The sequence below is a fragment of the Cellvibrio sp. OA-2007 genome (assembly GCF_000953825.1).
Taxonomy (GTDB): Bacteria; Pseudomonadota; Gammaproteobacteria; order Pseudomonadales; family Cellvibrionaceae; genus Cellvibrio.
Map to the genome: position 1 here is coordinate 59,010 of NZ_BBUL01000091.1, position 12,936 is coordinate 71,945.

9 protein-coding genes are annotated in these 12,936 nt (G+C 48.1%); 7 read left to right on the forward strand and 2 right to left on the reverse strand.

The features are described 5' to 3' along the window. Window positions 1-346 precede the first annotated feature (346 nt). The 6 genes from AWU77_RS11965 to AWU77_RS11990 all read left to right on the forward strand — a co-directional run bounded on the left by AWU77_RS11965 (window position 347) and on the right by AWU77_RS11990 (window position 6,327). On the forward strand, window positions 347-1,570 hold the full coding sequence (locus tag AWU77_RS11965) for an efflux RND transporter periplasmic adaptor subunit (protein WP_062063683.1): 1,224 nt from the start codon (window positions 347-349) through the stop codon (window positions 1,568-1,570). Between the two features lie 72 nt (window positions 1,571-1,642). Continuing rightward, entirely contained in the window at window positions 1,643-2,386 is a 744-nt protein-coding gene (locus AWU77_RS11970; RefSeq protein WP_062063685.1) for an ABC transporter ATP-binding protein, read from the forward strand. A gap of 2 nt (window positions 2,387-2,388) precedes the next feature. Further along, the gene (locus AWU77_RS11975; protein ID WP_062063688.1) at window positions 2,389-3,546 is read left to right on the forward strand and encodes an ABC transporter permease; all 1,158 of its coding nucleotides are present in this window, start codon (window positions 2,389-2,391) and stop codon (window positions 3,544-3,546) included. A gap of 2 nt (window positions 3,547-3,548) precedes the next feature. After that, entirely contained in the window at window positions 3,549-4,739 is a 1,191-nt protein-coding gene (locus AWU77_RS11980) for an ABC transporter permease (RefSeq protein ID WP_062063690.1), read from the forward strand. Window positions 4,740-4,952: 213 nt separating this feature from the next. Continuing rightward, window positions 4,953-5,993 (forward strand): LacI family DNA-binding transcriptional regulator, encoded by a 1,041-nt coding sequence (locus AWU77_RS11985; protein WP_062063958.1) that lies wholly within the window; start codon window positions 4,953-4,955, stop codon window positions 5,991-5,993. Window positions 5,994-6,087: 94 nt separating this feature from the next. After that, window positions 6,088-6,327: a type II toxin-antitoxin system ParD family antitoxin gene (locus tag AWU77_RS11990; protein WP_062063695.1), complete on the forward strand. Its 240-nt coding sequence runs from the start codon at window positions 6,088-6,090 to the stop codon at window positions 6,325-6,327. 124 nt (window positions 6,328-6,451) lie between these two features. On the opposite strand, the gene AWU77_RS11995 is transcribed toward AWU77_RS11990, so the two are convergent. Together AWU77_RS11995 and AWU77_RS12000 are read right to left on the reverse strand one after the other, a co-directional pair. Continuing rightward, complete coding sequence (locus AWU77_RS11995; protein WP_062063697.1) at window positions 6,452-7,924, reverse strand: MFS transporter; 1,473 nt, start codon at window positions 7,922-7,924, stop codon at window positions 6,452-6,454. A 142-nt stretch (window positions 7,925-8,066) separates the two neighbouring features. Next, window positions 8,067-10,469: a glucan 1,4-alpha-glucosidase gene (locus AWU77_RS12000; protein ID WP_062063699.1), complete on the reverse strand. Its 2,403-nt coding sequence runs from the start codon at window positions 10,467-10,469 to the stop codon at window positions 8,067-8,069. A 454-nt stretch (window positions 10,470-10,923) separates the two neighbouring features. Here AWU77_RS12000 and AWU77_RS12005 point away from each other — a divergent pair, with 454 nt between their 5' ends. Continuing rightward, window positions 10,924-12,546: an alpha-glucosidase gene (locus AWU77_RS12005; RefSeq protein WP_062063702.1), complete on the forward strand. Its 1,623-nt coding sequence runs from the start codon at window positions 10,924-10,926 to the stop codon at window positions 12,544-12,546. Window positions 12,547-12,936 lie beyond the last annotated feature (390 nt).

The window sequence follows — 12,936 nt, forward strand, 5'->3', positions numbered from 1 at the left end:
CTCAGCTGAAATCAAAAAGTCAAAGCAACTATAAGCCTGGGTGGTGCGGGTGTACCATTTACACTCCTTGAGGTTTTGGTGTTACGAGCGGTAGCACACCTGTGGTGTTATTGCTGGGGCAGGGGGGGGTAAGTATTGTGCCGATGATAAATGTCACCACGATTCCATGACATTGGCTGCTGTGATATCGCTATCTGCAGGGCTATTCTGAGGCCATAAAAATATCCCAGCCTAAGGATCATTACGGCATTGGGAAAACCTCTAGGCTCAGGTGCGGATATTGATTGATAATGCCGCGCGACACCTTTATCGGTTTTCCTTCAGCCGCCAACGAACAGGACATATTGTGACGAATAAAGACGAACTCCTATCGCAACTGCGTATTAATCGCGACCATCCAGCTGAATCCAACCACAAGGCTCGCCTGTGGATTGGCATAGCAGCAGCTGTTGCTGCTGTAGTAGTGGGCATCAGCTTATTGAGTGACCCAGCACCGATCAAAGTACAAGTCGAAATGGCGCGCATGGCGGTGCCCGATTCTTCTTCTGCCACAGTATTGGATGCCACCGGTTATGTAGTCGCGCGCCGCACTGCCACAGTGTCTTCAAAAGTGACGGGCAAAGTTGCCGAGATTTATATTGAAGAGGGGCAGCAGGTTGAAAAAGATCAGGTGGTTGCGCTGTTAGATGATTCCAATACGCGCAGGTCCTGGGAGCTGAGTAAAGCCGAATTGCATTCAGCCAAAACCTATGTGGCGGAAACCCAAGCGCGTTTAACCGAAGCGAAATTAAATTTGGAGCGCAATACCGAAATGGCGCGCCGCCAGTTGGTGAGTGCAGCGGTATTAGATAAAGCACGGGCGGATTTTGAATCGCTCAGTGCGCAATTAAAATCGCGGCAGGCCGATATTACCGTGAGTGAAAAACGCTTGGCCTTGCAGCAACAAAATTTGGATGACTTAACCTTGCGTGCACCGTTTACCGGTGTAGTAATCAGTAAAGATTCACAGCCGGGCGAAATGATTTCCCCCATTTCAGCGGGCGGCGGTTTTACTCGCACCGGTATTTGTACCATTGTCGATATGAGCTCGCTGGAAATTGAAGTCGATGTTAATGAGTCTTACATCCAGCGTGTACGTGTCGATCAATTTGTGCAAGCGGTGTTAGAGGCTTATCCCGATTGGAAAATTCCAGCCAAAGTTATCGCCATTATTCCTGCGGCAGATCGCCAAAAGGCAACGGTAAAAGTGCGTATTGGTTTTCAAATTAGCGATGCGCGAATTCTTCCCGATATGGGGGTGAAGGTTGCATTTATGAATGCCGAACCTGTGGCCGAAGAACAAGCCAAAGAGCCGCTGGGGGTGCGTGTGCCGATTACCGCCATGCGCTCTGAAGAGGAAGATAAATTTATTTTTGTGGTGAAAGATGGCGTAGCCGAGTTGCGTAAAGTGACACTCAAAGCAAGCTACGGCACCGATGTTTATATCGCAACTGGCCTGCGCCCGGGTGAGGATTTTATTGTCAATATCACCCCGGAAGTAAAAGACGGCGTGAAAGTGGAGCTGCAATAACGCCGACTTTTTTGCTGAAAATTGCTCGACTAAAACTGTCTGTTAATTCTGGTCTAACTTCCTGGAGGATCTATGACTGCGCTCGAATCCCAAACATTGGTTGCCGATGAATTGCTGGTTCAATTAAAAGGAGTAGGTAAACGTTATAAAAAAGGTAAAGAGCAAGTCAGCGTATTAGAGAATCTCAATTTAGATATTCATCGCGGTGATTTTTTGGCGCTGATGGGACCTTCGGGTTCAGGTAAAACCACGCTATTAAATTTACTGGGTGGTTTGGATAAACCCAGTGCTGGTGAATTAATGATTGGCGGCCAGCGCTTGGATCAAATGTCCTCCGCGCAGTTAACCAAATGGCGTGCGCGCCACGTGGGTTTTATTTTCCAGTTTTACAATTTAATGCCGGTATTAACCGCCGAGAAGAATGTCGAACTGCCGCTCTTGTTGACCAATTTGTCCAGCAAGCAGCGCAAGCAGCATGTGGCAGCCGCATTGGAATTGGTGGGTTTGTCCAATCGCGCCAAACACTACCCCAGTGAATTGTCTGGCGGGCAGGAGCAGCGTGTCGCGATTGCGCGTGCACTGGTGAGCGACCCGGATTTGTTGTTATGCGACGAACCAACCGGTGATTTGGATCGTGCGACTGCGGATGAAATTCTCTCGCTCTTGCAAACACTCAATCAGCAACAGCAAAAAACCATCATCATGGTTACCCATGATCCGCGTGCGGCTGAGCACGCGCGTCACACCTGGCATATGGATAAGGGCTCGCTGGTTACTAACAGCAGTAGTAACAATGGCAATGCAGGAGGACGCTAATCATGTACTACTTGCAATTTCTATTGAGCAATTTGGGGCGCAAAAAAATGCGCACCACACTGACCCTGCTCTCCATCATGATCGCGTTTTTATTATTTGGTTTACTGCGCAGTTTGGCCGCAGCATTTGATCAGGGCGCAGAAATCGCCGGTGAAGACCGCTTGGTCAGCATTAATAAAATCAGTTTAATCCAGCCCTTGCCTGAATCCTATCTGCCCAAGGTGCAAGCACTTGCGGGCGTCGATAAAGCGACCTCTGCCAATTGGTTTGGCGGTTATTATCAAGAACCTAAAAATCAATTTCCGCAATTTCCGATTATCGCGGAAGATTATTTTGAAATTTATAAAGAAATGATCAGCTTGCCCGATGAACAAATGCAGGCGTGGAAAAAGAATCGCATTGGTGTGGTAATCGGAAAAGCCTTGGTGGATCGCTTTAAATGGAGCATTGGCGATCGGGTTTCGTTAAAAGGTATGTTTCCGCGCGAGGGGGGCAGCACCACATGGGAATTTGAAATTTCAGGTATTTATGAGGCGAAAAGCAAAAGTGCCGATACCAGTGCCATGCTCATGCATTACGATTATTTTGATGAGGCGCGTCAGTACGGCAAGGGTGATTTGGGCTGGTTGATTGTTCGCGTAAACGACCCAAAACAATCTGCCCAAGTGGCTGCCGCTATCGATGCGCTGTTTGCCAACTCTCCCGCCGAAACCAAAACCAGCAGCGAAAAAGAATTCGCTAAATCTTTTGCCAAACAATTTGGCGATATAGGTTTAATCACTACGTTAATTCTCGGTGCAGTGTTTTTTACTATGTTGCTGGTTGCCGGCAATACCATGGCGCAATCGTTTCGCGAGCGAATTCCAGAGTTGGCGATTTTAAAAACCCTGGGTTTTTCCGATTTTGCGGTGATGCTTATGGTGTTGTCAGAAGCGATTTTAATTTCGCTTATCGGCGGCCTTGCAGGCTTAATGCTGGCGAAATTTTTTATTACCGGCGCGGCAGAATCCATGGCCGCTACACTGCCGGGTTTAACCCTATCCAATACCATGCTGTTGTTCGGTGTAGGCCTGATGTTTTTGTTTGGCCTGCTCACCGGCATTATTCCCGCGCTGCAAGGTTTGCAGCTTAATATTGTTGCAGCATTGCGGAGGCGTTAATTATGTTTAATGCAATTACTCAAATTATTGTTGTTACCCTAATGAATTTGCGCAACTTACCGCAGCGCCTGGGCACTTCTGCTGTTGCTGTTTTTGGTGTGGCCTGTGTGGTGGGGGTGTTTATTGCGGTGCTCTCAATGGCCAGTGGTTTTCAGCGCACTATGGTGAGCGCCGGTGCCGAAGATGTATTAATTCTCATGCGCGCGGGCGCAACCTCGGAGATGAGTAGCGGCATGGGTTATGATCAAACCCAACTGATCGCTAACTTGCCCGGCATTGCCAAACTCGAAGGCAAACCGCTTAGCTCACCGGAATTATTTGTGATAGTGGATGTGCCCATGCGCACCAAAGACACTAATGCCAATGCTCCTCTGCGCGGTGTGGAGCCTATGGCATTTGAAGTGCGCGAATCGTTCAAGATTATTGAAGGGCGCAATTTTGAACCGGGCAAAAATGAATTGATTGTCGGGCGGGCCGCGCAAACACAATTTGCCAATTTAGCCGTGGGTTCAGTGGTGAAGTTTGGCCAAAATCAATGGACAGTGGTCGGTGCATTTGAGGCTGGCGGCGGTTTGGCCGAATCTGAACTCTGGTGTGATGCAAAAATTTTGCAAAATGCCTATCGCCGCGGCAACAGTTATCAAATCGTGCGTGCGAAGTTGGACGATAAAAATGGCTTCGCTGCAGTGAAAGATGCCATCGCAGCAGACCCAAAATTTAATCTGGATGTAAAACGCGAGGCGGATTACCTCGCCGAGCAATCAGAACCGCTGAGTAAATTTATTAAAATGGTGGGCTACCCGCTCGCATTTTTAATGGCGCTCGGCGCAATTTTTGGCGCAGTCAATACTATGTATACCTCAGTCTCCAACCGCACCCGTGAAATTGCTACGTTGCGCGCAATTGGTTTTGGTTCAACACCGGTGGCTATATCCACACTCGTTGAATCGCTGGTGCTAGCGGTGATCGGCGGCCTAATCGGCGCGCTGATTGCGTATCTGGTATTTAATGGTTACACCGTTTCCACCTTAAATTTTGCCAGCTTCAGCCAAGTGGTATTTGATTTTGCCGTCACCCCGGACCTGTTAATTCAAGGTGTTGTATTTGCAATAGTAATCGGTTTTATCGGCGGCTTCTTCCCCGCCATTCGCGCCGCCCGCTTGCCGGTGGCGACGGCATTGCGCGAAGTATAGATAATCTTTAGGGGTTTTCCGGTAAAAGCCGCTGCCTGTCAGCGGCTTTTTTATGGCTGGCAGTTTTGCGCTGCAGGTCAATATTTGGTCAGTACTGGGCTATTCTTGCATGCTGTACGTAAAAAGGGGGTTGATGTAGTATCGCTCCCTTATTGCATAAATATGCAAAACAACAATTACAACAAAAATGGAATCACAGCGAGGGTAAACAAGTTGAAAGACGATAAACCCACATCCTTTGATATTGCCTTTCGCGCCGGGGTGTCCCAGTCCACCGTTTCCCGCGCGTTGCGTAACAGCCCCTTGGTTAACTTGGAAACACGCCTCAAAGTTCAGCAAATTGCCCGCGAATTGAATTACAAAGTCGATAAAAACGCGAGCAGCCTGCGTTCCCAGCAGACTAAAACGATTGCACTTTTATTGTGCGAAGATCACGGCACCGGCAACTCCTTAATCAATCCCTTTTTTCTATCCATGCTCGGTAGTATCACTCGCGCAACGGCGAGTCGCGGGTTCGATTTGTTGATTTCCTTTCAGCAATTCAGTGAGGACTGGCATGCGGATTATGAAGATGCTAATCGCGCCGATGGCATTATCTTTTTAGGCTATGGTGACTACGAAACCTTTGTAAAAAAACTCACCTATCTGACGGAAGTCGGTGCACACTTTATTACCTGGGGGCCAGTACTTGAAGGTCAGCCCGGTGTTTCTATCGGCTGCGATAATTTCAATAGTGCTTACAGCGCCGCACAACACTTGCTGTCGCTCGGGCGCAAAAACATCGCGTTCCTTGGTGATGTCTCTGAACACAGCCCTGAATTCTCTGATCGCTATCGCGGCTTCTGCAAAGCATTGCAAGAGGCCGGAATTGAAGTGAACCCCAAGTTACAAGTTGCCGCCGAAACTTCGGAAGAAGAAGGCTACAAAGCGACCCTAAGTCTGCTGCAGCGCCGCCTGCCATTTGATGCCATTTTCGGCGCAAGTGATTTGATCGCCATAGGTGCAATGAAAGCATTGGAAGAAGCGGGCATGCATATCCCAAAAGATGTTGCAGTGATGGGCTTTGACGATATTCCCATGGCCTCCTACACCTATCCACCACTGTCTACAGTGCAGCAAGATACTCTGCTCGCGGGTGAACTATTGGTAGAGAATTTATTGCTGTTGGTAGATGGCGAAAGACCCGAGTCGATGTTATTACCCGCGAAATTAATTGTGCGCGGTTCCTGTGGGGCAAATCCGGTTAAAAAATAAAATCATGCTTGAGAGCAGCTATAGATAATACTTGCTTGAATATTGGTCAGTGAGTACCATTAAATACCCAAAATAGGTACTTAATGGGGGCTGTATGGTCAAAAACACAAGTATTACCTTAGGTGATCACTTTGACGGGTTTATTAGTGCCCAATTGGAGTCTGGGCGGTACGGCTCTGCCAGTGAAATTGTGAGGGCTGGTCTGCGTTTATTGGAAGATTCAGAGAATAAACTCCATGTTTTGCGACAAATGCTTATTCAAGGTGAGGAGAGCGGCGTTGCAGATTATAACTACAAGGATTTCCTTGCTGAATTGGATGAAGAAAAACCGTAAATGGAATCTTAATCGTAAGAGTTCTGCTCAAGAACATGGATATAGACTTGCATATCTAACACGATAAAAAATCAAAATCCCTGTTGTTTAATAAACGGCAGGGGTTTTATGTTTCGATTTTGTATCAATGCCCCTGCACAACCAAATCGCTTTTCTCTCCCGCATCCTTCACAAAATAAACCGAAATCGCGCCGAGAATCATACACACGCCCGCGAGTACCAAAATATAAATCGCCTCGTTATTAAAGACATATTTCAAAATTTGCCCTGCGACTAGACCGGAAACAATTTGTGGTGCGGCGATGGTGAAGTTAAATATTCCCATGTACACACCGGTTTTATCCGCAGGGAGTGAGCCAGCGAGAATGGCGTAGGGCATGGCAAGTATTGCGGCCCAGGCGATGCCGACGCCGATCATGGGGATTAATAAATTCAGCGCGCCTTGTGGTACATCCACCTGCGTTAACCATAAATTCACATGTACAACGTCTGCGTTTTGAAATAATAAAAAACTCATATAACCCAACCCACCGGCAAGTAGCGAAAGGGAGTAGGTGAGCTTGCGGCCAAAGCGATTCGCGATGCGGGTAAGTACAATCGAAAATAGCGCAGCAAATAATGAATAGGCGGCGAAAATAATACCGACCCAATCTCCCGCTGCACCTTTTGCGGCGGCGACTTCTGGCGGGATGACTTCGAGCGAATGTAAATAATCTGCATCAAACCATTTGGCTTCTATGCCCCAAATATATTGGGTGATCGCCGGGGTGGTGTAGACCCACATAATAAATAATGAAAACCAAGAGAAGAATTGCACCACTGCGAGTTGGCGCATGGTTTTCGGCATGTTGATAAATAATTGCCAGAAATTACCGAGGCGTATAGCGAGCGATGGTTTAATTGCTGGCGCTACGGCGGCAGTTAGGCCTTTGTAGCGATTGTAATCAGCCGGTGCATATTCTTTAGTGCGAATGACTGTCCAGAGTACAGTGAGGAGCAGTGCGCTAGCGCCGATATAAAACGCCCAGGTGACCGTTGGTGCAACTTCGCCTTTGGCGGCAGTGTTTTCCAGCCCGATAACATTAGTGAGCACAAACGGCAGTATGGAGCCAATGACGGCGCCTATATTAATGAGCAGTGCTTGAATGGAGTAGCCGAGCGTGCGCTGTTCATTGGGCACCATATCGGCAACCAGTGCGCGGAATGGCTGCATGGTCACGTTAAAGGCGCCGTCCATTAACGCTAACATCAAACCGCCAAATAACATGGGGGTGATGAATGCAACAAACAGCGATGCATTGGGCATTAATAGCATGCCGGTGGCTGCAGCAATCGCACCGCCGAGAATATAAGGGCGGCGGCGACCAACACGGTTCCAGGTGCGATCAGAGGCGGCGCCGACAATCGGCTGTACTAACAAACCCATAATCGGTGCGGCGAGCCAAAAGAGTGAGAGTGAGTGTAGATCGGCACCGAGATCGGAGAGTACGCGGCTGACGTTAGCATTTTGTAATGCAAAGCCAAGTTGCACCCCTAAGAAGCCGAAACTGACGTTCCAGACTTGCCAGAAGGGGAGGGTGGGTTGTTTCGTCGTCATCGTGTACTGCCTTTGTTATAAATTTATTTTTTAAATTAAAAAAATGGATCCCCGCTACGCGAGGATGACGATTCCCATACAAATTAAATTTTTAGATGTCCGTCGTCACTCCCGCGTGCGGGAGTCCAGCTGTAAAATGGTTCTATTTCACGTAGCGCGCTTCGGTGCTCGCGTTACGATCCCATACTTTGCCGTCGCTGTAACTGCGCAATAATTTCACATACTCCGCGTGGGTCCAGGCCAATGGCGTTGCGCCGTTAGTCCCTTCGCCGATTTGATAATGGTAAGCGGCATTACTGCCGATGCCATCCCACACTTGCTCGGGCAGCATCATGCCTTCGTTGGCAAATAATTCCATCGCTTTTACATAGGTATTGCGCAGTTTGTCCATGTCGATAGCGCTATTTGTTTTAGCCAGTTGCAATTCATAGTGGCCGCGTTCGCCGGTAAAAAATGGCCACACGCGCCCGCGCCCTTCGCTGGAGTTATTCGCTTCAACATAACCAAAACCGGTTTGCAGGTCTTCACCATAGCCGTCGATACCATAACGGCGCCAGCCGGGGAATGTGCCCTCAACACCGGGGAAGGTAAATTCGTATTTGATGCGCAACAAATCGGGCAGTTGTTGATTGTCGTATTCAGGAATGGTTTCAAGGATATGTTTATCATTCGCGGCGCGTACACCGTAGCGCACCAATTCCAAAAATCCGCCATCGACAACTTGTGATTCATCGTTAATCACTTGCGCGTTGCTGGTGCCAAGTGCGGAGCGATCATTGGGGTTATCATTGGCATTAATGCGCAAATAATAATTGCCATTGCCCATCTCGCCAGTTAATGAACCGTTGGTGGTGAAGGTGAGTGATTCCAATTCACCGGAATATTTATCGGCTGCGGCAAAATACTTTTCAGCACCGGCTGTGTCGCCCGCTTGTGTGGCTATATCACCGGCAGAAACCAAACCGGCGATGATAGCGGCGGTAGTAGACGGTGAATATCCTTTTTGTTCTTCCCAGCGTTCTTGTTGGGTATAGGGAGGTTTGATTTCAGTATCGTTCCACATGATTTTAACTTTGCCGCCGTCCGCTAAAAAATCCGCAGCCGGTTTGAGCATACTGTGATACCAGCGCGTAATTTCTGCATCGCTCAATATGCCTTCTTTCCACAGGCGCCAGCCAAGCATAATCGGCATGCCGGTTTGATCGAGCTGCACACCTACCCACTCGGGTTCGCCATCAACGTGCGTTTTTTGTAAAAACCAACCGGGTGTACCGCTGTAGCCAGCAATTTTTTCGCTCGCTTGCACTTGCTGTAAATATTCAAATGCAATGCGTGGCGATTCAGTATCGCCCAGCGCTAGCATGGCCATGGCTACCTGATAAAAATCCCGCGGCCATACTGCTTTGTATCCCGTGGCCGATTGCTCGGCGGGTTTGGTATCGCCCCAGGGGTTGGAGAGCGAGGCGATAAAAGCACCTGCGTGAGTTTTATCTTCCTGCGCTTTTAATACCATCGCGCTGGTATAGAGTAGTTTCCCACCGTCGGTTGCGGTTGCAGATAATTTTTCTAGCGCGGGTAGCGTTTGTAAAAAATCCTGCCAGCCAATCGCATCGCCATCACCGTTGTAATGTGCGAGTACCTTGTCATAACCGCGGGCTAGGGTTTTGTCGGCTGCAGCCAGGCTCTCAGTTGAATTCTTACCAAAGCCCAAGACAAAGTCCCACTGCGCAGTTTCACCTTTTTTCATTGCTGGTAGTTGCAAAGTGAATGCGACATTACCTTTTTCTGCGCCGGTTGTTGCATAAGTCTTGCCGAGCGTGCCGGATTTTTTTAATTCGGTTATACCATCGGACGTTCCCTCAAAACCCACGGTGCTTTGCACAACTCGCGCACTGGTTTTTAAGGTCATGCTGTTGTCGCCATCGGTAGCGGTCCAGCTGTTATTGCTAAAAGCTGCGCTATCGTTGCTACCGGTATTGGCGATTGCAGGGTTTACATAAACGTAAGGAGTTATGTCATCGGCCAGTGCGCGAAATTGCACACGCATCATTAAACTTTGCGAATCCGGGTCAGTAAAAAAATGTTTTTCAATTTCATATTGCTGGTTTTTATCTTTGTTAATAATTTTGTAGGCAAGGGATAGCGGGCGCCCTTGCGCATCAGTAGCTAAATAGTCGGTGGTGGAAACTGTGTCTTTCTTTTCTTCATCGAGAAAGTCTTGGCCTTTAATAAAAAATTGCAGCTCTTGCAGTTGCGCTTGATGAATCAAACCGTACATGGTTTCGGTGAGTACGCCCTGTGCAATCGAAAACCAGACTTTAGAAATGGTGCCCGTTGCTCCCGAATCGCGGTAAGCGCCATTGGTGTATTGTTCGTACGATGTGCCTATGCCGGTTTTCCCCGCATAAGCCCATACCGATGGACTGCCGGGTGCGCCGGGTGCGATTGCATCGCTAGCGGCGCCAGAGCTTGTCGATGAATGATCCGAGCAGGCAGATAACAACAGGCTGCTGCTGATAACCAGCGCTAAAATATTTTTTGTCATGACAAGACTCTCGTGTTTTAAATTGACTGTATTAAAAGATGTTATTGCTGTTTTGCATTCCTGGCCATCTACGGCTAATAAAGGTTATGTAGCGCTTGGATATAAGCGCTGGCAGTCATAGCAGAAATGACTCTTTCATCACATTAGGCTTTGGCTAGAATCAACTCAAGTGCGTGCATACGTATTCAGCCTGCATACGTATGCATTCAAGACTAGTCCAAAATTTTTAATGCAAGGGAAAATTCTATGTATTTATGAATACGTATTCTATGTGTTTTTTGCGCGGAATTTACTGTTCGTCTGCTTGCATACGTATGTAGTCGCTTGGCGAAAAAATAGCGCTCGCGTATGGTGTGTACATCGGAAACAGAATCGATGTTGGGTTGATGGCGATACCGCAATTCAGTTCGTCATCAATCAGTTCGCAAATCAATAAAAAGTAGAGATTTCTGCAATGACAACAAATCCCTGGTGGCGCGGTGCAGTGGTGTATCAGGTATACCCACGCAGTTTAATGGACGCCAACAATGACGGTATTGGCGATATTCCCGGCATTATTAGCAAGCTCGACTATATCGCCAGCCTCGGTGTAGATGCGATTTGGGTGTCACCTTTTTTCAAATCGCCAATGAAAGATTTTGGTTACGACATTAGCGATTACCGCGATATAGATCCTCTGTTTGGCAGTCTGGCTGATTTTGACAGGTTGATTGCTGAGGCTCATGCGCGCGGCATTAAAATTATTATCGACCAGGTATTGAGCCATACATCGGACCAGCACGCCTGGTTTTTGGAGAGCCGCGAGTCGCGCGATAACGCCAAAGCTGATTGGTATGTATGGGCCGACCCCAAGCCCGATGGCACGCCGCCCAATAACTGGCTAGCGATTTTTGGTGGCTCTGCATGGGAGTGGGAGCCGCGCCGCTGCCAATACTATTTGCATAATTTTTTAAAATCCCAGCCAGACTTGAATTACCACTGCGATGCGGTGCGCGCCCAAATTTTGGAAGAGGTGGAGTTCTGGTTAAAACGCGGCGTTGATGGGTTGCGCTTGGATGCGATTATTTTTTGCTTCCACGATAAATTGCTGCGCGACAATCCGGCCAAACCGATTGAGGAGCGCAGAGGGCGCGGCTTCCGCGAAGACAATCCCTATGCTTTCCAGCGTCATGTGTACGATTGTGATCGCCCGGAAAACTTGCAGTTTTTGGAATCGCTACGCAAGTTGATGGATCGCTACCCTGGTGCCGTTACACTCGGTGAAATCGCCTCGGAAGATTCACTGAAAACCATGGCCGAATATACCGCTGGTAATTCGCGCCTGCACATGGCCTACAGTTTTGAGTTATTGGTTGATCAACTGTCGGGTTCTTATATTCGCGAAACCGTAGAAACCCTGGAGAAAAATTTAACGGAAGGTTGGCCTTGTTGGTCAATCGGTAATCACGATGTGGTGCGGGTAATGTCGCGCTGGGGTGGCGCCGAGCAGTCGCCTCAATTAGCAAAAACACTCAATGCACTCTTATTATCATTGCGCGGCAGTGTGTGCAGTTATCAAGGTGAAGAGTTGGGTTTGCCGGAAGCGGAAATTCAACAGCACGAATTGCAAGACCCCTATGGCATTACCTTTTGGCCGCGTTTTAAAGGCCGCGATGGCTGCCGTACGCCTATGCCTTGGCACCACACGGAAACTCACGCAGGCTTTGCGCAAGCAAAAACCTGGTTGCCTATCCCCGCTGCTCACAAAGAGCGCGCGGTCAGCTTGCAAGATGATGATAGTGCGTCAATACTCAATGCATATCGCACCTTTATGCAGTGGCGTAAACAGCAGCCAGCGTTGCGTTTAGGCGAGATAGCATTTGTTGCCGATGCGCAGGATTATCTGGTGTTTATTCGTCGCTATGAAAATCAAGCGCTTTTGTGTGCGTTTAATTTTGCCAATACATCACAGCGCGTCTCGCTCGATCGGCCTTATAGTTTGGCGGCAATTAGTGGTCATGGTTTGGCATCGATAGAAGTCAATACTGACACACTTGAATTACCTGCTTATGGCGCGTTGATCTCGCGAATTATCTGATTTTTATTGTTCGTTTTTTGTAGTAGTTCCCCTGGTTGTTTTATTGTTGGTCTCGCTTTGAGAGGGCTTGCGCTCTCTCTTTTTTCTTTTGTCCCCCGTCTTCAGTTTTTCTCTCCTTCTGTTATTGCTATCTGCGCTGTAAACACCGCTGCTTATTTGCTTTTTATCGTTAAAATTCTGGCTGGTAAAAAAACATCAGCTAGGCTTAAGCCTGTAAAACACACGCGTTTGTTGATTTTTTTTTAGGAATGCATACGTATGCGGCGTGTTGAATACGTATGCATTCTATTGTGACTAGGGCTGAGTAAGGCCTACTATCATTTCAACGACAGAACCATTCTGTTTTGTGCTTGTCGCCTAAAACAAGAGTCGTTTACGGAAAACGTTAAC